We start from the raw sequence: 23,843 nt of genomic DNA on the forward strand, positions 1-23,843 counted from the left end.
CTACGCTGCGCACACTGGCCCCTCTCATTGGATTCGTCCTGGAGGGGCCAGTGTCTTTGCAGGCGCACATTTATCGTTTTACGTTCACGCCCGCCAGTGGCGCGGCATTCGACGTCATTGAATTCACGCTGGACGAAGCGCTGTCCGAGACGTATCGGCTATGCGTGGAGTTGTCCAGCTTTGATCCCGCGGTGGATTTCGGCGCGCTGCTGGATCAGCCGGCGCTGTTCACGATATGGCGCGGGGCGGTGGCTGTGCGGCACGTGCACGGCGTCGTCACTGAATTTGTCCAAGGCGACACGGGCTTTCGGCGCACGCGGTATCGGCTGGTGCTGGAACCGTCTTTGGCGCGCGCCGCGCTGTGTTCCGATTGGCGCATCTACCAGCATCTGTCCGCGCCCGAGATCCTGGCTGACGTCATCAAGCGGCAGGGGATTGCCGATTACGAACAGGTGACGACGCAGGAACACCTGCCGCGCGAATATTGTGTGCAGGCCGGCGACACGGACTTGGCGTTTCTGGACAGGCTGGCGGCAGAAGAAGGCTATTTCTATCGCTATGCGCATTCGGAGCATGGGCACCGTTTGATTCATGGCGACCGGATTTATATCCACGGCGAGATCGCGGGCGGGCCGGTGGTTTACAACCCGATGCCGGGCGGTGATCAGGCAGAACCGGCGTTGCATCGGTTTTCTTATGCCGAGCGCGTGCGCACCGCCGTGCAGACGCAGCGCGACTACACGTACACGCATCCGCGCTATAGCCAGGAACATTCGCCGGTTGCATCGGATCTTTCTCATCAGGATGCCCGCTACGAACGTTACGACTACCCCGGCCGCTACAAACGCGACGAGGCGGGCCAGCCGTTTACGCAGACGCGCTTACTGGGCCGCCGCCGCGATGCGCGCGTGGCACTTGTCGAAGGGGATGACGCGCGCCTGGTTCCTGGCGTGGCGTTCGATCTCGCGGGCCATCCCCGTGAAGACTGGAACCATGGTTGGCGACCCGTGCGGATGCAACATCGGGGCGTGCAGCCGTCGAGCCAGGAAGAAGACGGGTTCGGAGCCGAATACGGTCAGCAAGGCGGGCTGGATCATGGCCCGATGCACCGCTCGGAATATCGCCCGGAGCACGGCACACAATACCGCTACACCGCTGAACTGGTGCCCGACAAGGTCGATTGGAAGCCCGAGCCCCTACCCAAACCCCGCATCGACGGCCACCAGATGGCGACGGTGGTCGGACCGCCCAATGAAGAAATCTATTGCGACGAGTGGGGCCGCGTCAAAGTCCAATTCCCGTGGGATCGCGTAGGCGAGCACAACGAACATAGCTCCTGCTGGATTCGCGTATCGCAGAACTGGGCCGGTGCGCAGTGGGGCCACATGGCGATACCTCGCATCGGACAAGAGGTCATCGTGCAATTCGCAAACGGCGACCCGGACCAGCCGCTGATAATCGGCAGAACTTTCCGGGCGACCAATCTGCCGCCCTATGAACTGCCGCGCCACAACGTCCTGAACACCATCAAGAGCAAGGAATTCCGGGGCAATCGCGCGAACGAATTGCGGCTGGATGACACGTCCGCGCAGATCAGCGCGGCGTTGATGAGCGAACACGGCGACACGCAGCTGCATCTCGGGTATCTGACGCATCCTCGTCCGAGCGGTGGGCAAGCTCGCGGTGAAGGGTTCGAACTGCGCACGGATGAACATGGAGCGCTGCGGGCGGCGAAGGGGTTGTTGCTGACGGCCGAGACGCAACTGCACGCCAAGGGCGGGCAGTTGGATAGATCCGATATCGTCGCGGCTTTGCAAGCGGCGCTGGAACTTGCCCGCAACCTGGGGGATTACGCCGAGAAGCATGAAGGCGTCGCCCACGACGCCCAGCCGCAGCAGTCACTATCGGATGCGGTGCGCGACCTGGGCCACGGCGCCAACAACCAGTCGGACGGTAACGGCCTAGGCGACGTTGGCGCCATCGCGCTAAGCGCCCCAGCCGGCATCGCCGCCGCCACGCCGGCAGGCATCGTATTGTCGGCCGGGGGCAATGTGGACAGCGTCGCGCAGCAGCATCAGCAGGTCAGCGCGGGCGACAAGATCGTGCTGAACGCGGGCGGCGATGTAGGCCTGTTCTCGCAAGGCGGCGCGCTGCGCCAGATCGCGCATCAAGGCGAAATGCTGCTACAGGCGCAGCACAACGCCATCCGCATCCAGGCCGATCAAAGCGCGGAAATCACGTCCAGCAAGCAACACGTGCTGGTCGCCGCCGACAAACACATCACGCTGTTGTGCGGCGGGGCCACGATCAAGATCGCCGACGGCAACATCGAACTGGGCATGCCGGGCACGTTTACGGTGAAGGCAGCGCAGCACGTTTTTTCGGGGCCAAGCAGCGCGTCGATGGAATTCAACACCTGGGACGCAACCCCGTTCGACGACGCCTACGTCGTGCGAGACGCCGCCAGCCTAGAGCCGCTGGCGCACACCAAGGTGGAATTGCGCCGGGGTGACGGCGCCATCTTTCAGGTGGTCACCGACGCCCAGGGCCGCCTGCCCATGCAGCAGGATCTGTTGATGGACCTGGTCAGCATGCGCACCGTGTCGGCTGATTCCGACGCACAAGACAATCGCAAGGAAAACGCATGAAGCCGATGCTGCCCGATGACGAGGTGCTGATTCCGTGTACACGCGACGACCTGGGCCGGCGAGTGTATTCAACACGCCTGACGCCGACGGAAGACAAGCGCGACAAGGTGCTGCTTTGCTCCGTGCCGGCGCCGATACCGGTGGTGTTTCTGCCCGGGATCATGGGTACGAATTTGCGCAATAAAGAATCTCGGGAATCTGTTTGGTGCCCGCCAAACACCGGATTCTCGCTTGGAGATATTTTTGGATTGATCGCGGCGATTTTCACTTGGTGGTGCCGGGGACCCAAAGAGCGCCAGGAGCTATTGGACCCGGCGGCCGTTGAAGTGGACGACAGCGGCCCGATCAGTCTGGGCGATTCTGGCCTAAACGCCGGCGCGGCACGACGACGCGGTTGGGGCAGCGCCCACAAGATGTACTACCACCCGTTCCTGGCCCGCTTGGAACAACGGCTGGACAACATCTATCGCGCTCGAAAAATTCAGGAATGGTGGAACGAAGAAAGCCTGCGCGAACCAGCGGAATACGGCGAGGAACGGGGCCAGGTCACCGCGCTGACAGAAGATGAACTGATCCGCGCCGGCAAATACCAGTTCGACGTCTGGTGCGGCGGCTACAACTGGCTGCAATCCAATGCGGATTCCGCGGCAGACATCCGCGACTACATCGAAAACACGGTGCTTGCCCACTACCGCGAAGAAGGCGGCATCAGCGCCGAACAGGCCGACAGCATGAAGGTGATCTTGGTCACGCACTCGATGGGCGGCATCGTCAGCCGCGCGCTGACTCAGTTGCAGGGGTACGACCGCGTGCTGGGCGTAGTCCACGGCGTGCAGCCCGCCAGCGGCGCACCAGCGGCCTATCACCACATGCGCTGCGGTTACGAAGGCGCGGTTCAGATCATCCTGGGATCCAACGCCGGCGAGGTCACCGCGGTCGTGGGGCGTTCACCGGGCGGCCTGGAATTGCTACCCACGACGCAGCACCGAGGCGGCATGCCATGGCTGTTCTTGCGCGATGCCAAGGGGCAGGTGTTGAAAGACGCAGCCGGTGTTCCCCGCGCCTATCCGCAACGCGGGAATCCGTACGAAGAAATTTATAAAACCGAAGCGTGGTATGGCTTGGTGCCGGAGCAGAACACGAAGTACTTGAATATGTTGGAGAAGTCACGAGATTCCAAAGCGCCTTCCGGACCTCGAGTGCCCTTTGAGTTGATGTTGAATAGGGTAGGGGCGTTTCAACAAGCATTATCGGCCGCAGGCTACCACCCCGAAACCTATGCACACTATGGCGCCGATGATGGCTTGCATAGCTGGCGCGAGATTATCTGGCAAGGTGACCCTGCTCCATTGGAAATTTTTGGTGCCAAACCTCGCGATGACGGCAATGGCAGTTACCAAGGACTGTTCGAACGGAAGCTGCCCACATTAATCCCCACTACACCACCCTGGACGGAGCAGGGGCAGGACACACATGGCAGTGGAGGAGACGGAACCGTTTCAACAGATTCCGGCCGGATACCGGGAAGAAGCAATATCAAAGCCAGCTTCAGGCATGGCAGTAAGGGTACTGGCGAATACAACAAGGCGATGGGCTATGAGCATGCGGATAGCTACGTCGACGAACGTGCTCAATGGGCCGCGATATTCGGTGTGATCAAAATCGCGCAACTTGCAGACTGGCATCCTTCTGATAAGGAACAGACATGAACCGCATGTCTCGCGCATTGGTTGCGGGCGGCGTCGCGACTTCCTTGGTTCTTTCCGGCTGCACCGCTTTCTCAACCCAATCCCGGAGTTCGACCGTGAACAAAGATGGATGGATCACTCACTGCTTTGGTCGGTATGTGATCGACCTTCCTGCGAATGCAGTTATCAGACCCAGTTACAGGCTGTGGGGTGACCCGCTGAAGTGGATGACAGAACGGGCTTCGGCACTTGGCGAGGTCCTTGCTGCAAGAGAGCGTGATCTCAAGGCACAGCCGCATCAAAAGAGTAACGGCAGTTTGTTCTTACGTCGCATAGCCTTCGGTCCCGACGCGATGGGACTCTCTTCCTGGTACGCGGACTACAGTTTGGAGGCCTATCGCCTTGAGACCTATGCGGTGGCGCAGCCGGCGGGACGGATTTTGCGGTTGGAGCATCTTGTATCGCCCGATCGCGAAGAGATGACTTTTGGGTACGTAAGAAGCTGGACCAGCAACCTGCGTTCACGCGAACCGCTGGAAATCCCGACCGACCCCGGCTTCTGCATCGACGGCGGCTTCATCGCGGGCAGCGCGTTTCAAGTGGAGAGCTTTCGAATTGGCGTGACCTTTCCCAACCATCCCGGCGCGCAATTTCTATTCCGCTCCAGCACTGGCGCCGAAGAAAACCGCTTGCTGGAAAGGATGGGCGGCTTCCTGATGGGCGTCGCCAAGCTAGTCGCGGGCATGACCACCTTGCGCAAAGGCGAGCGCAACATCGGCCCGATCCAGGCCGAGGAATACGCCACGGCGGGCAGCCAGGAAGGGCAGCGGCTTTACTCCTTTACCTGGGAATCGCAGGGCAAGGATGACTCGATCACCGAGCCGAATCTAGCCGCGCAACTGGGCGTCCTGGAGCGCAACCGCGACAACCAAGGCAACCCGCCACCGCCCGCCTTTGCATCGGACGCGGAGGCCGTGGCGTTATGGGATGCCATCGTCGAATCCATTCGCCTGCGTCCCGGCGCGGCGGGCGCGTCGTCAAGCCAGGGCAATGCGAGCACGGGGTGACGGCGGCGTCCGGTACGCCTTGTCCCTGGCCTGGCATCTGGAAGTGCGACGGCGCGGCGCAGTCCTACCAACCCGCCAGCATCACAGGGGCAAGGCCCTACCGGCCCGCCAACGCATCCACCACGCGGCTCATTGCGCCCAACCCGGATTCGAATAGCGTTTCCAGGAACGGTCCCGCGTGGGGAAGCACCACCGTCAGCACGGTGACGCCGATGATGAGCGTGACCGGAAAGCCGACCGAGAACACGGACAGTTGCTGGGCGGCGCGGTTCAGGATGCCCATGGCCAGGTTGATGGTCAGCAGCGCGCAAATCAGCGGCAGTGCCAGCAGCAGGCCGGAGACGAAGACGGTCTTGCCCCATTCCACCACGACGCCCCAGCCGTTCTGGTGCAGCTGGATCGCCGCTACCGGCAGCGTGTCGAAGGATCGCACCAGGGCGGCCAGCACCAGCAGGTGGCCGTCCAGGGCCAGGAAGGTCAGCATCGCCACCATGTTGAACAGGCGCGACAGCACAGCGGTGTTGGCGCCGGCGCTGGGGTCGAAGAACGAGGCGAACGACAAGCCCATTTGCAGGCCGACGAATTCGCCGGCCGTCTGCACGGCGGCGAACACGATGCGCATCGTGAAGCCCATGGCGATGCCGATCAGCACCTGCTGCATCACCATCCACAGCCCGGCATACGAGCCCGGTGAGATCGGCGGCATGGGGTCCAGCGCGGGGCTTACCGCCACGGCCAGCACGAAAGACAGGCCGACCTTCACCTTGACGGGAACGGCGGATTCCGAGAACAGCGGCGCGGTGCCGATCAGCGCCAGGATACGCACGAAGGGCCAGAGAAACTGGCCGATCCAGCCGTTGAGCTGTTCGAGCGTGAAGGCGATCATGAGGAGACGTCCGGGGCCGGGCGGCGCGGGCCGCTCAGGACACCAGCATGGGAATCTGGCCGATCAGCTGCCGGATGTAGTCGACCATGACGCCGATGAGCCACGGGCCCAGCAGCACCAGCACGCCGCACATGGCCAGCAGCTTCGGAATGAACGACAGCGTCATTTCGTTGATCTGCGTGGCGGCCTGGAAGATGCTGATGACCAGGCCCACCACCAGCACCACCAGCAGCAGCGGGCCGGCCATCGCCAGGACGATCTTCATCGCCTGGTAGGCCATGGTCATGACGGTTTCCGCGGTCATGGCGATTGCTCCGGCGTTATTGGTAGAAGCTCTGGGCCAGAGAGCCCATCAGCAGGTTCCAGCCATCGGCCAGCACGAACAGCATCAGCTTGAACGGCAGCGCCACGGTCACGGGCGGCACCATCATCATGCCCAGCGCCATCAGCACGCTGGCCACCACCAGGTCGATGATCAGGAACGGGATGAAGATCGTGAAGCCGATCTGGAACGCCGTCTTCAATTCACTGGTGATGAAGGCGGGCACCAGGATGCGCAAGGGCACCTGCGATGGGTCTTCCAGCGCGGGCTGCTTGGCCAGGTTGGCGAACAGCGACAGGTCGTTCTCGCGGGTCTGGTGCAGCATGAACGTACGCAGCGGACCGGCGGCGCGTTCCACGGCGGTCTCGAACTGGATTGACCCTTCGGACAAGGGCTTGTAGGCGTCGGCGTAGATCTTGTCGAACACCGGCGACATCGTATAGAAGGTCAGGAACAGCGCCAGCCCGATCAGCACATGGTTGGGCGGCGACATCGCCGTGCCCATCGCGCTACGCAACAGGCCCAGCACGATGATGATGCGGGTGAAGCCCGTCATCATCAGCAAGGCGGCCGGCAGGAACGACAAGGACGTCATCAGCAGCATCGTCTGCATGCTGAGCGAATACGTCTCCGAGCCGTTGGGGCCGGGGGTGGCCGTCAGGGCGGGCAGGGTGGCCTGGGCGACGACTCCGGCGGGAAAGAAGGCCAGGCCCAGCACTGCGGCGGCGGCCAGCAGGGGCAGCGCGCGCGGGCGAGCAGGCAGGAGTGTCGTGCGAGAGAGAAAGCTCATGGGTGTCGCAAAGATGCGCGTGTCGCGCTAGCGGCGCTTGAGCGCCTGGCCCAGCTTGGCCGCGAAGGCCGCGGCGGGCAAGGGCGAACCCTCCGGCATCTGGCCGGCGGGCAGGGTATGCAGCGTGGTGAGCTGGTTCGGGCCTACGCCCACCACCAGCCAGGTGTTGTCGATTTCAACGACGACGATGCTTTGGCGCGCCCCAACGGGCAGACTGGCCACTTGCTTGAGCAGGTTGCCGCCGCCGCGCTGGGTCAATCCGGCCCGCCGCGCCAGCCAGGCCGATACCAGGATGGCGGCCACCACCAGCACCAGGCCGATGATGACGCGCAGCAGGGCGGATTCAGTCATGGCGCCGGACTGCTAGCGGCGGTTGTTCAAGCGGTTGATCCGCTCGGACGGGGTGATGATGTCGGTCAGGCGGATGCCGTACTTGTCTTCCACAACCACGACTTCGCCTTGGGCGATGAGGTAGCCGTTCACGAAGATGTCCATCGGCTCGCCAGCCAGGCCGTCCAGCTCGACCACGGAACCCTGGCCCAGCTGGAGCAGGTTCTTGATGGTCAGGCGGGTGCGTCCCAGTTCAACCGTCAACTGGACGGGAACGTCCATGATCAGGTCGATGTCGGTGCCGGTGCCGCTTGTGGCGCCGGCCAGCGGCTTGAACACCGACTGCGCCGCCGATTGCGCGGCGGGGGCAGCGGGGGCAGCGGCCGGTGCGGGAGCAGCCGGTGCCGGCGCGGGTGCCGGTGCCGCAGCAGCGGGAGCGGGCGCCGAGGCGGTTTGTTCAGCCATCGCGGCCGCCCAGTCGTCCTGCGGCTTTAAGCCGTCGGCTTGCGTGGGCGGGTTGGCGCGGGATTGTTCGGCGAGCGCGTCGGCCCAGTCGTCGGCCGGGGACGAGCCGGAGCCAGGCTCGTTCTTGTCAGTCATGGTCGGGGGCCTCGTTTGAATCGGTATCGTAGGTAAACATGTTCTGTACGCGTAGCGCGTACTGGCCGTTGAAGACGCCGTAGCCGCATTCCATCAGCGGCACGCCATCCACATTGGCGATGATGGTCTCGGGCACGTCCACGGGAAGGACGTCGCCCACCTTCAAATTCATCAGTTCGCGGATCGAGGACGGGATGCGCGCAAATTCCGCCACCACGTCGATATCGGCGCTGCGCACCTGGCGCGACAGCTGCTGCGACCAGCGCTGGTCAACTTCTTCCAGCGTGGTTTCCTGCAGCGGCCGCGTCAGCAGATCGCGCACCGGCTCGATCATGGAATAGGGCAGGCAGATGTTCAGGTCGCCGCCGGTCGCGCCGAATTCGATATGGAACGAGGTGACGACCACCACTTCATTGTTGCCGGTGATGCTGGCGAACTTGGTGTGCATCTCCGAGCGCACGTACTCGAATTCGATCGGATAGACGGGGTCCCAGGACTTGCCGTAGCTTTCCAGGGTCAGGTTGAGCAGGCGCCGGATGATGCGCTGCTCGGTCGTGGTGAAGTCCCGGCCTTCGACGCGCGTGTGGTAGCGGCCATCGCCACCGAACAGGCTGTCGATAACCAGGAACACCAGGTTCGGGTCATACGTGAACAGCGCCGTGCCACGCAGCGGCTTCATCTGAATCATGTTCAGATTGCTGGGCACGGGCAGGTTGCGTTCAAAGTCCGCGTACTTCTGGATCTTGATCGAGCCGACGGTAATGTCGGCGCTGCGGCGCATGAAGTTCAACAGCACGTTGCGCATATGCCGCGCAAAGCGTTCGTTGATGAGCTCCAGCGTCTGCATGCGGCGGCGCACGACGCGCTCGGGCGAGCTCAGGTCATAGGCACGCGCGCCATCATTGGAGTTCGCGGCCGCCGACTTGCTATCGCTCTCGCCGGTAACGCCGGCAAGCAGCGCATCGACTTCGTCCTGCGAAAGGAATGCCTCGTAGGCCATGCTTATTGCACCACGAACGCCGTGAACAGTACGTCGGTGACATACTGGCCGTCGGGCAACGGCGAGAACGGACGGTTGACCGCGACCTTGATCGCGTTGGCCATGTCGGTCTTGCCTTGCTGGGTCTGCACGCCGGTGGGCGATTGCGACGACAGCACCATCAGGATGCGGCTGCGCACTTCAGGCATGTACTTTTCCAGGCGCGTGCGGGTCTGCTCGTCGCTGACGCGCAGGGTCAGGCCCACGTGCATGATGCGTTCGGTGTCGGCGTTTTGCAGCGTGACGGTGAATGCTTCGATGGGCACGAAGATCGGCGCGGGCACGGCGATGGGGCCGGCGGGCGGCGCAACAAACGTGGTCGGGGTGGCTTGCGGGCCTTGGCCGGGCTGACCCGGCTGACCGGGTTGGCCGGGCTGGGCGCCGGGCACCTGGCCCACGCCCAATTGCACGGCAGCGCCGGCGGGCGGTTGCTGCATGCGCTGCGTGATGAACCAGGTTGCGCCGGCGCTGGCGCCTGCAACGATGAGCAGGACCAGAAGGCCCAGCAGCAGGCGAAGGACGCCGATGCCGCCGGATTTCTTGGCGCCCGACGGCGCGGTAATAGGTTTGGTAGTCGCCATCTCGGTTTCGATGCGTATTAAGCCGCTGGTGAAAACGGATTCTTAGTGGATGAAAGCATTCTGCCCCAAAGTGCGTCTCGCCTTGGAGGCGAAAAACAGGGCGAAAGCCGCGTATCTCAAGCTATTGCTGCACCGCCCGCTTCCGTTGCCGGTCGCGGGCCGCGTGTTTATCAGGCAAAGGTGTCGACCAGTGCGTTGGCGTTGCGCGACACCGTCACGGTGGGCGCGGCGATATCGGCCGATGCATCGGCAACCGCCGATCCATTGCCCGACTGCCGATGCGATCCGCCATTGCCTTGTTGCTGTGCGAATTCCTGCTGCGCGGCCTGTTCGCCCACGCTGGTCTGGCCCAGCGAGATACCGGCTTGCGCCAGCGCCTGTTGCAGTTGCGGGATCGCGGTTTCGATGGCCTGGCGCACGGAGGCATGCGCCGACACGAACGACGCGCTGGCCACGCCATCCGACAGGTTCAGGCTGACGCGCAAGGGGCCCAGGTCGGGCGGGTCCAGGCGCAACTCGGCGGTCTGCATGCCCTGGCGTGCGTTGGTGCTCATCATGACGACCTGCTGGCCCAGCTCGGTGCCCCAATGCGTGCCGCCAACGGGCGTGGCGACCTGCATCACCAGCGGTACGGCCGGCGGGGCGATGGCGGCCTGGTTCACGACCGGCGCGGCCTGGCGCTGGCTGGCGGCGGCAAGCGCCTGGGCCAGGTTGTCCTGCGGCGTGGCGCCATGTTGCGGCGCCTGGAATTGCTGCGCGGTGCTGTTCAGGGCGGCCGTCAATTCCTCTTCGGTGTGGGCGGGCAACGTCGTCGTATGCTCGGCGGCAGCGGCGTGCGTGTCGCGCGCCACGCGCGGCAAGGGGATCTCGGGCGCCAGACGCGGCGCATCGGCCTTGGCCGTGGTGGGCGCGGCGGGCTTGGCGGCCGGCGCGGCGTCCGCTACCGGGGGCACGGCGCTGCCCGGTTTGACGGCGCTGGTCAGGATGGGTTGCGCGGCCTGGGCGTCGCGCGCGGCGGCGGCTAGGGCAGCTTCGGCCTGGACGGCGGTGGCGGCAACCGGCGTGCGCGGGGTGGCGGGTGCATCGGCGGCGGTCAGCGCGGCGGTCAGGATGGCTGCGCCGTTGCTCATCGCGGTGGCGGCGGACTCGGCGGTGCCGCGTGCCAGCTGCACCTGTTCGGCGGCCTGCGCCGCCAGTTCCAGCGTTTGCTGCGGCAGCGCGGCAACCGGCTGCTGCGCGGCGGCCACGGCCAGCGCGCCGGCTTCGGCCGACGTGGCGGTCTTTACGGCTTCATCGATGGCGCCCGAGGCGGCCGATTCGGCCTTGCCGGCGGCGTCGTTGCCGGCGTCACCGGCGTTTGCATTCTTGGTGGGCGTCTTGGCGCCGTTGTTCGCGGGGCGCGAATCGGCGGACGGCTTCGGGCGCTGCTGGGCCAGCACGTCGGAAAAGCTCGGGCCTTTCTTGTTCGCGGGTGCGGACTTGGCACCCAGCGCGTCGGCGATGGACGTGGGCGCAAAAGGCGCGACGGTGGGCAAGGGCAGGGGAGCGGTCATCTGGGGCTTCCTGTTAGGTATTGCTTAATGCATCCCGGCCTGGCGCTGGACCAGGCGGGCGGAATATTCATCATTGGCGCGTTGTTCGCGGCGCGATTCCACGACGGCCTGCGCGCGCAGTTCGCGCTGCGCCAGGGCGTCGTACGAGCTGAGCTTGCGCTTTTCCTGTTGCCAGTACTGGCGGCCCTTGGCCAGGTTGTCATCGGCCTGGCGCAACACCGCCTGCTGCTGGCCGATGGCGTCGTCCAGGGTGCCGATAAAGCGCTGGTAGTTGTGGCAATCGCTGGCCGACATGCCGGTCGTCATGGCCTGTTGCAGACGTTCCAGGTAGTCCTGGCGATAGTCGCTCAACATACCCAGCTGGCGCTCGGCGTTGGTGCGTTCGGCGCTGAGGCGGCCCAACAGGCGCGCGGCTTCGTCCGTGCTTTCCTTGGCCAGGTTGATCAACATGTCCAAGGGCAATTGGCTAGGCATAGGTGTCCCTTAACTCGAAACTGGCGCGCAACTGGTTGACGGCTTCGTCGTAGCCGATGTTCTCGCCGATGTCTTGCTGCAAGAAGGCTTCCAGGCGCGGATAGCGGGCGATGGCTTCGTCCAGCTGCGGATCGTTGCCCGCCGCGTAGGCGCCCACCGCGATCAGGTCGCGGTTGCGCTGGTAGCGCGACAGGTTCTGCTTGAAGCGACGCACCACGGCGAATTGCTGCGGCGTGATCAGCGACGTCATGGCGCGCGAGATCGACGCCTCGATATCGATGGCGGGGTAGTGCCCGGCTTCGGCCAGATGGCGCGACAGCACCACGTGGCCGTCCAAAATGGCACGGGCCGAATCGGCGATGGGGTCTTGTTGGTCGTCGCCTTCGGCCAACACCGTGTAGAACGCGGTGATGGAACCGGCCTTGCCGGACGGCCCCGGTGCACCCATGCCGGCGCGTTCGACCAGCATCGGCAGCTTGGCGAATACCGACGGCGGGTAGCCCTTGGTGGCGGGCGGCTCGCCGATGGCCAGCGCGATTTCGCGTTGGGCCATGGCGTAGCGCGTCAGCGAATCCATGATCAGCAAGACGTCCAGCCCCTGATCGCGAAAGTGCTCGGCCAGGCGCGTGGCATAGGCCGCGCCTTGCAGGCGCAGCAGCGCGGACACGTCGGCGGGCGCGGCCACGACGACCGAGCGCGCCAGGCCCTCGGGGCCCAGGTTGTGTTCGATGAATTCCTTGACTTCGCGGCCGCGTTCGCCGATCAGGCCCACGACGATGACGTCGGCCTTGGTGTAGCGGGCCATCATGCCCAGCAACACGGATTTACCCACGCCCGAACCGGCGAACAGGCCCATGCGCTGGCCGCGTCCCACCGTCAACAAACCGTTGATGGCGCGCACGCCCGTGTCCAGCACGGTGTCGATCGGCGCGCGCGACAAGGGGTTGATGGGCAGCGCGGACAAGGGCGCGAGTTCGGCGCCGGTCAGCGGGCCCAGCCCGTCCAGCGGGCGGCCCGCGCCGTCCAGCACGCGGCCCAGCAGCGCGTTGCCCACAGGCAGGTGGCGGCCCAGCTGCGGCTTGGCATTGCCATTTAATTCGGCCTTGCGCGGCAGCGGAATTGCGCGTTGCACGGGCGGCTCGCCGGGCACGACGCGCGCGCCGGGCGGCAGGCCGGAAATATCGGCTTGCGGCATCAGGTACAAGGTGTGGCCATCAAAGCCCACCACTTCGGCATCGGCCCAGTGATCGTGGCCGCGCGCGATTTCAATGCGGGCGGCCGCGCCCACGGGCAGGCGCAGGCCGGTGGCATGCAGCACCAGACCGGTGGCGCGGGTGATCTTGCCGCTGACCAGCCAGGGGTCGGTGGACGCCGCGCGGATCGAACCGATCTCCAGCTGCGTCTTCCAGCGGTCCAGCACCGGCACCGTGCTCGCGGAGGTCGCGGGCAGGGTGGGTTGGGCGGTCTGCGCCGAAGGCTGATCGCCGTTCACGCCGGGTCCTCCCACGACACGTTGCGGCCCAGCGAGGCCGCCACGCGGCGCCAGCGGGTTTGCAAGGTGGCGTCGATATCGCCAAAAGGCGTTTCGGCACGGCAGCCGCCGCGCGCGATGGACTCATCGGCCAGCACGCGCCAATGGCCTTCTTTCAGTTCGTCCGCCAGGTGCAGGCGGATCAGCTCGATGTCTTCGGGGTTGGCCCACAAACGCATCTGGCCGCCGGCCGACGGGTTGATGTGCAGCACATCGCGCACGGCGGCAATCACGGTGTCGGGTTGTTCGGACAGGGTGGTGCGCACGACCTGCTGCGCAATGTCCAGCGCCAGCGTCAGCAGGCTCTGGCCCATCTTTTCTTCCAGCGCGCCCACGGACGCGGCGCAGGCTTGCACCAGCGCGTTCAAGCGCTGCGCTTCCTCCGCGCCTTGCTGGCGCGCCTGGGCCAGCCCTTCGGCGTAACCGGCTTCGCGGCCCGCGGCGTAACCCGCTTCGTGGCCCGCCTGCTGGCCGGCTTCAACGCCGGCCGCATGGCCCTGCGCGTAGCCTTCCTCGCGACCTTCGGCCATGGCCTGGGCGCGCAGCTGCGCCATCACTACCGCGGGGTCCGGACCGGGATCGGGTTCCGGTTCGGGCTCCGCTTCGACGGTCGCCGGCTCGTCGAACGACAGCATCTGCCAGCGCCGCCAGGCGGCACTGCGCGAGATGAGCGTCGTCGCGCCGTTGTCCGCTTCAGACATACGCGTCGTCTCCGGAATTGCCCAGCACGATCTGGCCGCTCTCGGCCAGGCGGCGGGCGATTTGCAGGATCTTCTTCTGCTCGCCTTCCACCTTCGACATGCGGATGGGGCCTTGCGCTTCCAGGTCCTCGCGCAGCATTTCGGCGGCACGGCTGGACATGTTGCGCAGGAACTTCGCACGCAGCTCTTCCTGGGCACCCTTGAGCGCGACCATGAGCGTGTCGTTGTCGATTTCCTTGAGGATGAGCTGGATGGCGCGGTCTTCGACGTCGAGCAGGTTGTCGAACACGAACATCTCGTCGATGATCTTTTGCGCCAGGTCGTTGTCGCGTTCGCGCAGGCTGGCCACGACGGTTTCCTCGTCCGAAGAATTCATCATGTTCAGGATCTCGGCCGCGGTGCGCACGCCGCCCATCTTGCTGCGCTTGGCGCCTTGGCCGGCCAGCACGGAATTGAGCACTTCGGTCAGCTCGGACAAGGCCGCCGGCTGCACGCCGCCGAACGTGGCGATGCGCAGCATGACGTCGTTGCGCAGGCGGTCGGTCAACAAGGCCAGCACACCGGCCGCGCGGTCGCGCTCCAGGTGCACCAGGATCGTTGCGATGATCTGCGGGTGCTCGTCGCCGATCAGTTCGGCCACGGTGTTCGGGTCCAGCCAGTTCAGCGCGTCGATGCCGCTGCCGCCGTCGCCGGCTTCCAGGATGTCTTCGATCAGGCCGGCCGCGCGGTCGCTGCCCAGCGCCTTGGTCAGCACGCTGCGGATGTAGTCGTCCGAGCCCAGGGTGACGGCCATGAACTGGTCGGCTTCCTGGCGGAATTCTTCCAGCACCACGGCCACGTCGTTGCGCGTGACCTGCTTCAGGCTGGCCATCGCGCCGCCCACCTGCTGCACTTCACGCGCGCTCAGGTACTTGAAGACCTCGGCTGCGGCGTCTTCGCCCAGCGACATCATCAGGACGGCGCTGCGCGTCATGCCGTCCATCGGAGTGGAATCATTTTTCATCTTTGCTCATCCAGGTGCGCAGAACCATCGCGACGGCGCGCGGATCCTTGTTGGCCATCGTGCGGGCGCGTTCCAGGTTGTCTTCGTAACGGCTAAGTTCCTTGCTGCGGGCGGCGTCCTGGGCCTCGCGAGCGGCTTCCTGACGCTCGGCTTCAGCCATTTCCGGATCCACCGGCGGGTACAGGTACTCGGTGACCGAGCGGCGAATCTTGCGATACAGCCAGAACGCAACCACCAGACCCACCAGCCACGCCAGGATCGTCTTGAACAGGGCAATCATTTCCGGATCGCGCCACATCGGCAGCGGCGGCGGGCCATCGTTGAACTGGCTGTTGACCAGGTTCAGCGAGTCGCCACGCGTTTCGGAATAGCCCATGGCTTCACGAACCAGGTTGGTCAGCTTGTTCAGTTCTTCGGGCGGCAGGGCTTGCGGCTCGCCGTCCTTGTCGCGGATGTAGTTCACCACCACAGCCACCGACAGGCGCTTCAGGTTGCCCACCGGCTGCTTGATGTGGCTGATGGTGCGGTCCACTTCATAGTTGGTGGTGGCGTCGCGGCGCTCGTTCAGGTTGGCCGTGGCCGCCTGGGTGCCGGTCTGCTGCTGTTGTTGTTGCTGTTGCTGGGCGCCGGCCGCGGCGGGCGGCTGGCCCGGGCGCGGCGGCTGCTGCGCGGGCGGGTTGGTCAACGGCGCTTGCGCGTTGGGAGGCGCCTGGTTCGACAATGCACCCGGCACGCCCTGAGCGGGGCTGACGCCGCGCTGGGTGGAATCGCTGGTTTGCTGGCTGCGCACGGCGGCCTGGCCAGGTTCCTGGTTCGGGCGGTAGACCTCGGAGGTTTCTTCGCGGCGGGCGAAGTCCACGTCGGCGCTGGCTTGCGCGTGCACGTTGCCGGGGCCGACCAAGGGGTTCAGGATCGTCAGGATGCGTTCGACGGTGCGCTGTTCCATTTCGCGCACGAAGCGCATCTGGTCGGCGTCCATGCCGCGTCCTTCGCCCAGCGGCGCGGACAGCAGGCGGCCGTTCTGGTCGACGATGGAGACGTTTTCGGCGGTCAGCTCGGGCACGCTGGAGGCCACCAGCCACGAAATCGCCGAGACCTGCGCGTCGCTCAGGCTGCGGCCCGGGTAGACGTTCAGCAGCACGGACGCGGTGGGCGCCTGGCGTTCACGCACGAACAGCGACTGGCGCGGCATGGCCAGGTGCACGCGGGCGTGCTGCACGGTATTCATGGCTTCGATCGAACGGGCCAGCTCGCCTTCCAGACCGCGCTGGTAGTTGATCTGTTCCGCGAACTGGCTGGCGCCGAAGCGGGCGTTGTCCATCAGCTCGAAGCCGACGGAACCGCCGCGCGGCAAGCCTTGCGACGCCAGTTGCAGCCGGGCGTCGTAGACGCGGTCGGCCGGCACCAGCAGCGCGGTGCCCGTCTCGTTGTAGCGGTAGGGCACGTTCATGGTGCCCAGGGCCGTAACGATGGCACCGCCGTCGCGGTCGTCCAGGTTCGAGAACAGGACCTTGTACTTGGGCTCGCTGCTCCACATCACCGCGGCGATGATCAGCGCGACGACGGCGGCCGCCGCGCCAAGCAAGACGGGCTTGGGCAGTGCGCGGACCTTTTCCAGCACAGGGAACTTCGCCAGCAGCGACGAACTCAGAGTGGCCTGCTGATTCATCGACGGCTCCCGCTGGCTGCGCGGCGCAAGGAAAAGGACTTCATGTCTGGGTAGGGCAGATTACACATGCAACGTGCTTCTGGTCTGGGGAGAGCCTGGATTATTGCCGTTGGGTCGACAATCCCAATCGATGAAAACAGCCGGTTTTTGGCGTTACTTATCCTCTATGTCGATAGCGAATGGGCGGATCCGGCCCCGGCTATGGGCATTCGTTGAAATGTCGGGGTTTTTGGCGGTTTTTAATCGCTATGGGTGCGCGCGATCGGCGGTACGCTTTGCGGCAACATTGGCGAATCGCCCCACCAGCAAGGAATCAGGTAATGGCTGTATCAGGCTTGAACGGCATCGAAAGCATGCTCCAGCAGATGCGCACCGTCGTGAGCAAGGCGGAAACCGGCAATCTGGCCGCCGGAGAATCGGTCGGCCAGCCCGACGGTTTTGCCGCCGAGTTGCAGCGCTCGATCCGCCGCGTGACGTCGGCGCAGAATGCCTCGTCGGCGCAGGCGAAGGCCTTTGAAATGGGCGCGCCCGATATTTCGCTCAACGATGTGATCATCGACATGCAGAAAGCCAGCCTTGGCTTTCAGACGGCGGTGCAGGTGCGCAACAAGCTGGTTGCGGCCTACAAGGAAATCTCGTCGATGGCCGTGTAAGACGGGTAAGCCGGGTAAGTCGTCTAACGGCGGCGTCGATTTGAAAAGGCCTTTCCACTGGAAAGGCCTTTTTGCTTTTTGGCGCGGGGCTGCCGCGTCAGTTGCGCTGCCGCGTCAGTTACGCTGCGCGCCTTTCTCCAGACGCCACACCACTTTTTGCAGCCAGTTTTCCTGGCGCGCGTCCAGGTTCAGGAACACCGCGCCCACGTGGCTCATCGGCGGTTCGCCGGTCAGCGACAAATGCCGCGGCGCTTCGTCCGGGCTGTCGGGCTGGACCATCGGCTGGCCGGAAATCGGGTAGACGTTGCGCACTTCCAGGTTGGCGTTGAGCTTGCCCAGGTCGCCGAAGTCCAGCTGCACGTCTTCCATGACGGTGCCGCGCTCGGGCAGGGCGGGCACGGCCAGCCCGGCGCGCAGGCCCACGCCGTCAACGGAAATATCGCGCACGGTGAAGCTGAAGGGGCGGGCCTTGGGTTCGGGCTGCCACGTGGCCTGGCATTGCCCCGCGCCGGTAACCAGCGAGGCGCGGAACATCTTGCGTCGCTGGATGCGGGCCAGGCGATCGGGAAACGGTGACATCAACGCCGCGCTGCCGTCATCGAAATGAATAACCTCGGGGCGCTGCACGCGAAAGCGGATCTGCACGCCGCCATAGGCGGTGGCGTGGAAGTGGAACGTCGTGCCGCTTAACAACCCCATGCTGTCCGACTGTTCGAAGTCGGCGCCGGCGTAGTCCCGGGGCCGCCAGAAGAACTGGCGCGTCTGCTTGTCGGCGCCCAGCACCAGCACCGCCATCTCGCGGTCGGCGGCGTCGCGCACCAGGATGTGGCTGTCGGGGTGCGTCAGCTCGAACAGGGCGGAACGCATGTCTTCCGGCCGGGTCAGCAGGAATTCCGGGTCGCTGGCTTCCAACACGATGGTGGTCCTTAGAAAGTGGGGTCAGGCGGGCGGCGCCGCTTGGGGAAGCTCGCGCGATTCCAGGCGATACAGCCAGGCCAGCAATTCTGCCACCGCTACGTACAGTTGGGGAGGAATATGTGCGTCCAGATCCACTTGCATGAGCAAGCCGACCAATTCCCGGGACTCATGCACATACAGGCCGTTTTCCTCGGCGGCGCGCACGATGGTGTCGGCAAGCTGGCCGTAGCCCTTGGCCACCACGCGGGGCGCGCCGTCCTTGTCGTCGTAGGAAATGGCGACGGCGGCATTGCGGTTGGCATTGGGGCCGGCATGGGGGCCGGCATTGGAGCCACCAATTTGGCCGCCGTCCTCGGAATAGGAGATGTTGCTCATCAGAAGTCGGTCGGGATGACGGGGCGCGGGTCCGTCACGCTGACCGCCAGGTTGCTCAGCGTCAGGCCGGCGGCCAACAGGCGCGAGCGCAGCTGGTCGGACGCATCGTTGATTTCACCGGCGGCCAGCGGCGCGACCAGTTGCAGGACGATCTGGTCGCCTGCCAAATTCAGGCGGGCGTCCACCAGCCCCAGGCGCGGCAGGTCCAGCTTCAAGCGCGTGGCCCAGGTGGGCGTGGCCGAATCGGGATCGCCGCCGTAGGGGTCGCGTTCCACTTCCCATTCCATCGGCGTGCCGGGCCAGGCTTCGCCTTGCCAGGTCAGCGATTGGTTGGCCAGCACGTCCAGCTGTTGGCGAACCAGCACGGTCAGGTCCTGGTGGATGCCGGCTACGGGCGTGCCGGGTGCCGGACTGGTCGAGGTTCCGGTGCCTGTTGCCGCATCGCCGCCGCCGGCCGCGCGGTTGGCGGCGGGCGCATCGGCGCGGTTGCGCGCCAGCATCGCGTTCTGCTGGGCGGGGTCTTTGGTCAGGTTGGCCTGGGGCTCTTTTTGCAGCGCGTCCGGGTTGGTGCGGCCGAACACCATGTCGGTCAGGTGCGATTCGTAGAACAGCCCGCTGGTCTGCAAGGCCTGGCGCAGCGCCTGCCCCAGCAGGCGTGCCGACGGGCCCCCGGCGGCAAGCGCGGCATGGGCCGCGGCGTCGGCGCCGCGCGTGGCAGCCGTGTCGGCGTGGCCGGCGGGGCGGCCGGCCTTGGTGCCGGCGGCCGCATCGGCGCCGGCCGTCGCGGCGGAAGGGGGGACGGAGGGGGCGGCGGTGTTCGCGGCAGCGCCCGTCTGCGGGGCGCCCGGCAACGTCTGCGCGGCTTGTCCGGGCTGGGCGGCCGGGCCGTTCGCGGGCGCGGGTTGGGATCCGGCTTGGGCGGGCGCTTGCTCAGCCGCGCCGCCATTGGCGTTCCACAGCGGGGCGCGTCCCTGGACGGCGGGCGCGGCTTCTGGAAACTGCGCCAGCAAGGCAAGAATCGTGCGGGCGGTGGTGCCCAGCGTGGTCGGCGCGGACGCGGTGGTGTCGCTACTGGTGACCAGCCCGCGCGCGGCCAGCGCCAGCGCGGCGGCGGTCTTGGCGTCGACAACGGTATTCTGGCGGTCGCCTCGGGCGCCGCCAGTTTGTATGCCTTGCCGGGGATCGCGGGTGGACCCGTCCGACGACCCGGGCTTTTCCGGGCCGCCAGGCTGGCTGACGGCGTCCGGCCGGGCGCCCGAAACCTGGTTGGCATTCGCGGCGGACATCGTCGTGCCAAGCACGGCGTCCAACCGCTGCACCAGGACGTTACCGAGTGCGGCGGGACCGACGCTCATTCTTCAGGCGCCTGCTGGTATCCGTAGGCCGACAGCAGCGTCTGCTGGCGCTTCATGCGCCCCAGCAGTTCGCCCAGGCGGGCCAGTTGAGGAATGGCCAGATCACGCGTCAGCGCGTCGTTTTCCAGGATGCGCACCAGCAGGTCGTACTTCATGGCGCGCGTGGCTTCGTCCAGCGGCGCCTTTTGTTCGGTCTGACGCAGGCGTTCGACGCGTTCGCAGTATTGCTGGCCGTGCACCATGGCCAGGTCCCAGTCGCCGGCCTTGGCGGCGGAGAGCATTTCCCCCGTGATGTCAGCAATCTCCTGGTAGTTTTCCAGGATGGAGGGAAGGGACTGGGTAAGGGACGTCATGGAAATCTCGGGCGTGCGCAGGCTGGCTAGGGACATGGTTCTGGCCATTACGGCTCCATGCCGCCGGCAGGCCGGTCGATGGAAGTCTGCCAGGCCTCGGCCAGGTCGGCCAGCAGGCGGTCGGCAATATCCAGCTGTTCGGCATCCGCCTTCAGGTTCGCCGTCAGCAGCGTGCGGATGATGTAGTCGTACAGCAGGGCGAGGTTGGCGGCGATATCGCCGCCGGCCTCCATATTAAGCCCCGTCTTCAGACCTTCATCGACGATCTTGATCGCTTTCGAGATGGCGGCGCCGCGCTCGGCGATCCGGCCTTCGTTCAAATGGATACGTGCCTGCCCGATGGCCGCCCGCGCACCCAGATACAGCAGGGTGATCAGCCGCTCCGGGCTTGCGCCCAGGACTTGCGTTTCCAGACCGATATCGGCGTAGGAACGAACAGAATAAGACCCTGAGGGCCGTCGGGCGGCATACGTCATTTAATGCATCTTCTATAAGTTACTTGTTGGACTTATTCATTGCCTCAAACTGCTGGGTCAGGTACGCGCCTGTGCTTTGCATCTTCATGTAGAAGGTGTCCAGCGCAACAAACTGCGAGCGCATCCGTTCGATTTCAGCGTCGCTGGACGCTTTGGCGCGTGCCTTCTGCGCATCCACGGCAGTGATGGACTTGGCCAAGCCGTCCTGGCGCGTCTTGAGCGAACCCGTCGAACCCAGCACGTCCTTGAGGGCGGCGTCGATGTTCTTGGCCAGGCCGTTTTCGCCGGTCAGCAGCTTGGTGACGTCTGCCGGGTTTTCCGTCAGGGCCTTGGTCAGCTTGGTCGTGTCCAGCTTCAATTCGCGGGCGGTGGCATCCGTGGTGATGCCCAGGTCTGCCAGCGATTTCAGCGTGCCGTTGCCCAGCACGCCTTGCAGCGCGCCGGACAGGGCGGATTGGATCGAACGCGTCGTACCGTCGCCGGTCAGCGGCTGGTTGGTGGCGGCCTTGGCGTCGAACGACGTCAGGTTTTTGATCGTGGTTTGCAGCGTCTTGTACTTGGTGACGAAGTCCTGCACGGCCTTGCTGGCGACCGAGGTATCGGCTTCCAGCTTCAGCGTGATCGGCTTGTCGGCGTCCGTCTTTTCAGCCAGGTTCAACGTGATGCCGTCGATGGCGGTCGAAATGTTGTTCGAACCGCTCTTGACCGGGATGCCGTTGATGATGACTTCGGCGTCCTGGCCCTTGGTGGCCGTCATGCCGCTGGTGACGCCGCCGGCGTCGGTGCTGAAGGTCAGGATGTCTTTCAGCGACTGGTCGCCGTTGACGGTAATGGACTTGACCGATGCCTTCTCGCCCGTGTCACGCGCGGTCAGCATCAGGAAGTTGTTGCCATTGCCGTCGTTGATGACCGTGGCGCGCAGGCCGGTCTTGTCGTCGGCGTTGATGGCTTTGACGATCCCGTTCAGCGACGTGTCGTCTTTCAGGTCGACGGTACGCTTGGTGCCGTCGGCCAGTTCGATTTCAAAGGTGCCGGTGGCGCCGTTCTGGGCCGTGCGGTCGGCAATGGCCGACGATTGCAGGCTTTGGGCACGCGCCAGGTTTTTCACTTCGATGGTGTACTCGCCAGCCACCGCGCCTTCCGCGGCCACAGTGGCCGTCAGGGCGGAACCGCCGGTCACGCTGCCCTTGATGGCAGCCATCGTTTCGGTCTTGCCCAGCACGGCGGCAGACGACTGAAGGGCTTCCAACGCGCTTTGCAGCTGCGAGTAAGCGTCGATACGGGTTTGGTAGCTTTCGGCGCGGGTCGTGTAGACCGACAGCTTTTTCGTCTCGGCGTCTTGCAGGTCCGACAGGATCTTTTCCAGCGGCAAGCCGGACACGGACCCAAGGTTGGTAATAGAAGCCATGTGAAATTCCTTCCTAGCGATGCGATTCTGTCAAAAATATGATGCCGGCGATTGGCCGGGTAAGGGCATAAGGCGGGCCTAATTCGGGGTTTCCCTCACGAAATGGCGCCAACTTGCATGGAAAACACCGTTTTAAAGGGTCACCTACGCGGAAGTCTTGATGCCGTTGCCTTGCATGTTCACGATCATTTTGGCGATTTTCAGCACGGTTTCGCTGGGGATCGTGCGAATGACATCGCCCGATTCCGCGTCCACCACCGACACCACCACCTGATGCACGTTCGGGTCTATCTCGAACTGAAGCTGAGTCGACCACGCCTTCATCTGGTCGTTGATTTCGTCCAGCGCCTTGTCCAGCGGCAGCTTCTGCGAATCTGATTGGTCCGACGTGGCACTGTCGGAGGCGCCGCTGTTCGTGGCGGCGGCCGCGGGCGTCACGCTCACAGCCGGTTCGGCTGCGACCGGGGCCAACACGGGCGCAACGGGTGCGAACGTAGCGGGGGCTAGGGGGGTTACGGCCATGATCACTCCAGCGGCGATGTGGGCGTCTCGGAGGAACGCGCTGTTTTCAGGGAATTCTCAGCTACGATTACGGCACCTTTGCAGGGAACTTTAGCCCCCGGCGGGGCTGGGTCTTTCACGTGCTAATCAGTTTGGATCGGGCAATGAGTGTCAAGACAGCGCTGCGAGTCATCGAAATCATCGAAACCTTTGCCCGCGAAAAGCGCGCGTTGCCCTTGTCGGAGCTGGCCCGTCTGCTGGATGTGCCGGTGTCCAGCTGCCTGGCGCTGATCCGCACCTTGACCGGGCTGGGCTACCTGTACGAAACGGGGCGGCGCCAGGGGTACTACCCCACCGGCCGGCTGCTGGCCATGGCGCAACGCATCGCGCGTGCCGACCCCGTGCTGGATCGCGTCTACCCCAGCCTGGCCGAATTGCGCGACGCCACCCGCGAAACCGTTGTTTTTGCCAAGCTGACGCAGGACGGCCGCGTGGTCTATCTGGACGTGCTGGATTCGCCACATACCATCCGATACGCGCCCGTTGCCGGCGAGTTCAAGGACGTACACGCCAATTCGCTGGGCAAGGCCTTGATGTCGCTGATGGATGAATCCGCGCGCCATGCCGTCCTGGCCGGCACGCCGATGACGCGCTACAACGAGCGCACGCTGGTCACCGCCGAGGCACTGGAAGCTGATCTTCAGCGCTCGCGGCAACGCGGCTGGTTCATGAACAGTGGGGAATCGATCGCCGACGTGGGCGCCATTGCGTGGCCCGTCACGCTGTCGGGCGAGCACTATGCGATTTCGGTGGGCGGCCCGATCTACCGGATCGAGCCGCAGCAAGAGGCGTATGCGCGCATCCTGCGTGCGGCCTGCACGGCGCTGGAACAGCAGGCCTGACGGGGCGCGGGCCCCGCCCT

Annotated in this window: 25 protein-coding genes; 5 read left to right on the plus strand and 20 right to left on the minus strand. The window is 65.0% G+C overall.

Annotated elements, in window-relative coordinates; translation table 11 throughout:
• Window positions 1–50: 50 nt before the first annotated feature.
• From YH64_RS24690 to YH64_RS24700, 3 genes are read left to right on the plus strand one after another with little or no spacing between them, the layout of a single operon-like run.
• On the plus strand, window positions 51–2,648 hold the full coding sequence (locus tag YH64_RS24690; RefSeq protein ID WP_143215523.1) for a type VI secretion system Vgr family protein: 2,598 nt from the start codon (window positions 51–53) through the stop codon (window positions 2,646–2,648).
• Window positions 2,645–4,357: a triacylglycerol lipase gene (locus tag YH64_RS24695; protein ID WP_046807479.1), complete on the plus strand. Its 1,713-nt coding sequence runs from the start codon at window positions 2,645–2,647 to the stop codon at window positions 4,355–4,357. Before YH64_RS24690 ends, YH64_RS24695 begins: the two co-directional genes overlap by 4 nt.
• On the plus strand, window positions 4,354–5,403 hold the full coding sequence (locus tag YH64_RS24700) for a T6SS immunity protein Tli4 family protein (RefSeq protein WP_143215524.1): 1,050 nt from the start codon (window positions 4,354–4,356) through the stop codon (window positions 5,401–5,403). Before YH64_RS24695 ends, YH64_RS24700 begins: the two co-directional genes overlap by 4 nt.
• A 97-nt stretch (window positions 5,404–5,500) precedes the next feature.
• Here the strand turns inward: YH64_RS24700 and fliR are convergent, their stop codons facing one another.
• From fliR to fliF, 13 genes are all read right to left on the minus strand, one after another.
• Window positions 5,501–6,289: a flagellar biosynthetic protein FliR gene (gene fliR, locus YH64_RS24705; protein WP_046807478.1), complete on the minus strand. Its 789-nt coding sequence runs from the start codon at window positions 6,287–6,289 to the stop codon at window positions 5,501–5,503.
• Window positions 6,290–6,323: 34 nt separating this feature from the next.
• Complete coding sequence (gene fliQ, locus YH64_RS24710; protein WP_006219058.1) at window positions 6,324–6,593, minus strand: flagellar biosynthesis protein FliQ; 270 nt, start codon at window positions 6,591–6,593, stop codon at window positions 6,324–6,326.
• Window positions 6,594–6,609: 16 nt separating this feature from the next.
• The gene (gene fliP, locus YH64_RS24715; RefSeq protein ID WP_082134665.1) at window positions 6,610–7,401 is read right to left on the minus strand and encodes a flagellar type III secretion system pore protein FliP; all 792 of its coding nucleotides are present in this window, start codon (window positions 7,399–7,401) and stop codon (window positions 6,610–6,612) included.
• 27 nt (window positions 7,402–7,428) lie between these two features.
• On the minus strand, window positions 7,429–7,752 hold the full coding sequence (gene fliO, locus YH64_RS24720; protein WP_006219060.1) for a flagellar biosynthetic protein FliO: 324 nt from the start codon (window positions 7,750–7,752) through the stop codon (window positions 7,429–7,431).
• Window positions 7,753–7,764: 12 nt separating this feature from the next.
• The gene (gene fliN, locus YH64_RS24725; protein WP_046807477.1) at window positions 7,765–8,331 is read right to left on the minus strand and encodes a flagellar motor switch protein FliN; all 567 of its coding nucleotides are present in this window, start codon (window positions 8,329–8,331) and stop codon (window positions 7,765–7,767) included.
• Window positions 8,324–9,331, minus strand: a complete 1,008-nt coding sequence (gene fliM, locus YH64_RS24730) for a flagellar motor switch protein FliM (protein ID WP_046807476.1) — start codon at window positions 9,329–9,331, stop codon at window positions 8,324–8,326. Before fliM ends, fliN begins: the two co-directional genes overlap by 8 nt.
• Window positions 9,332–9,333: 2 nt before the next feature.
• Window positions 9,334–9,951, minus strand: a complete 618-nt coding sequence (locus tag YH64_RS24735) for a flagellar basal body-associated FliL family protein (RefSeq protein ID WP_046807475.1) — start codon at window positions 9,949–9,951, stop codon at window positions 9,334–9,336.
• A 170-nt stretch (window positions 9,952–10,121) separates the two neighbouring features.
• Window positions 10,122–11,504, minus strand: coding sequence for a flagellar hook-length control protein FliK (locus YH64_RS24740; protein WP_046807474.1), 1,383 nt, complete (start codon window positions 11,502–11,504; stop codon window positions 10,122–10,124).
• 24 nt (window positions 11,505–11,528) lie between these two features.
• Window positions 11,529–11,978: a flagellar export protein FliJ gene (fliJ, locus tag YH64_RS24745; protein WP_046807473.1), complete on the minus strand. Its 450-nt coding sequence runs from the start codon at window positions 11,976–11,978 to the stop codon at window positions 11,529–11,531.
• Window positions 11,971–13,404, minus strand: coding sequence for a flagellar protein export ATPase FliI (fliI, locus tag YH64_RS24750; protein WP_162941321.1), 1,434 nt, complete (start codon window positions 13,402–13,404; stop codon window positions 11,971–11,973). Before fliI ends, fliJ begins: the two co-directional genes overlap by 8 nt.
• A 62-nt stretch (window positions 13,405–13,466) precedes the next feature.
• Entirely contained in the window at window positions 13,467–14,210 is a 744-nt protein-coding gene (gene fliH, locus YH64_RS24755; protein ID WP_046807472.1) for a flagellar assembly protein FliH, read from the minus strand.
• Window positions 14,203–15,213: a flagellar motor switch protein FliG gene (fliG, locus tag YH64_RS24760; RefSeq protein ID WP_046807471.1), complete on the minus strand. Its 1,011-nt coding sequence runs from the start codon at window positions 15,211–15,213 to the stop codon at window positions 14,203–14,205. The genes fliH and fliG overlap by 8 nt, the downstream gene beginning before the upstream one ends.
• Window positions 15,203–16,882 carry a flagellar basal-body MS-ring/collar protein FliF gene (gene fliF / locus YH64_RS24765; protein WP_046807470.1) on the minus strand — a complete coding sequence of 560 codons (1,680 nt, stop codon included), beginning with the start codon at window positions 16,880–16,882 and terminating at the stop codon, window positions 15,203–15,205. The genes fliG and fliF overlap by 11 nt, the downstream gene beginning before the upstream one ends.
• A 320-nt stretch (window positions 16,883–17,202) precedes the next feature.
• Between fliF and fliE the strand changes: the two genes are divergently transcribed.
• Entirely contained in the window at window positions 17,203–17,535 is a 333-nt protein-coding gene (fliE, locus tag YH64_RS24770) for a flagellar hook-basal body complex protein FliE (RefSeq protein ID WP_046807469.1), read from the plus strand.
• 114 nt (window positions 17,536–17,649) lie between these two features.
• On the opposite strand, the gene YH64_RS24775 is transcribed toward fliE, so the two are convergent.
• The 7 genes from YH64_RS24775 to YH64_RS24805 all read right to left on the minus strand — a co-directional run bounded on the left by YH64_RS24775 (window position 17,650) and on the right by YH64_RS24805 (window position 22,942).
• A complete protein-coding gene (locus YH64_RS24775) occupies window positions 17,650–18,450 on the minus strand; it encodes a flagellar brake protein (RefSeq protein WP_046807468.1) in 801 nt (266 codons plus the stop codon).
• Window positions 18,451–18,474: 24 nt separating this feature from the next.
• The gene (locus YH64_RS24780; protein WP_255444725.1) at window positions 18,475–18,828 is read right to left on the minus strand and encodes an EscU/YscU/HrcU family type III secretion system export apparatus switch protein; all 354 of its coding nucleotides are present in this window, start codon (window positions 18,826–18,828) and stop codon (window positions 18,475–18,477) included.
• Window positions 18,828–20,183, minus strand: a complete 1,356-nt coding sequence (locus YH64_RS24785; RefSeq protein WP_143215525.1) for a flagellar hook-length control protein FliK — start codon at window positions 20,181–20,183, stop codon at window positions 18,828–18,830. Before YH64_RS24785 ends, YH64_RS24780 begins: the two co-directional genes overlap by 1 nt.
• Window positions 20,180–20,536 (minus strand): flagellar protein FliT, encoded by a 357-nt coding sequence (locus tag YH64_RS24790; protein WP_046807481.1) that lies wholly within the window; start codon window positions 20,534–20,536, stop codon window positions 20,180–20,182. The genes YH64_RS24785 and YH64_RS24790 overlap by 4 nt, the downstream gene beginning before the upstream one ends.
• A gap of 47 nt (window positions 20,537–20,583) precedes the next feature.
• Window positions 20,584–21,012 (minus strand): flagellar export chaperone FliS, encoded by a 429-nt coding sequence (gene fliS, locus YH64_RS24795; protein WP_046807466.1) that lies wholly within the window; start codon window positions 21,010–21,012, stop codon window positions 20,584–20,586.
• A 19-nt stretch (window positions 21,013–21,031) separates the two neighbouring features.
• A complete protein-coding gene (gene fliD / locus YH64_RS24800) occupies window positions 21,032–22,420 on the minus strand; it encodes a flagellar filament capping protein FliD (protein WP_046807465.1) in 1,389 nt (462 codons plus the stop codon).
• A 144-nt stretch (window positions 22,421–22,564) separates the two neighbouring features.
• A complete protein-coding gene (locus YH64_RS24805) occupies window positions 22,565–22,942 on the minus strand; it encodes a flagellar protein FlaG (RefSeq protein WP_046807464.1) in 378 nt (125 codons plus the stop codon).
• Window positions 22,943–23,085: 143 nt separating this feature from the next.
• Between YH64_RS24805 and YH64_RS24810 the strand changes: the two genes are divergently transcribed.
• Window positions 23,086–23,823: an IclR family transcriptional regulator gene (locus YH64_RS24810; protein WP_046807463.1), complete on the plus strand. Its 738-nt coding sequence runs from the start codon at window positions 23,086–23,088 to the stop codon at window positions 23,821–23,823.
• The last annotated feature ends 20 nt before the right edge of the window (window positions 23,824–23,843 follow it).

Source organism: Achromobacter sp. LC458, assembly GCF_001005835.2.
GTDB lineage: Bacteria > Pseudomonadota > Gammaproteobacteria > Burkholderiales > Burkholderiaceae_B > Achromobacter > Achromobacter spanius_B.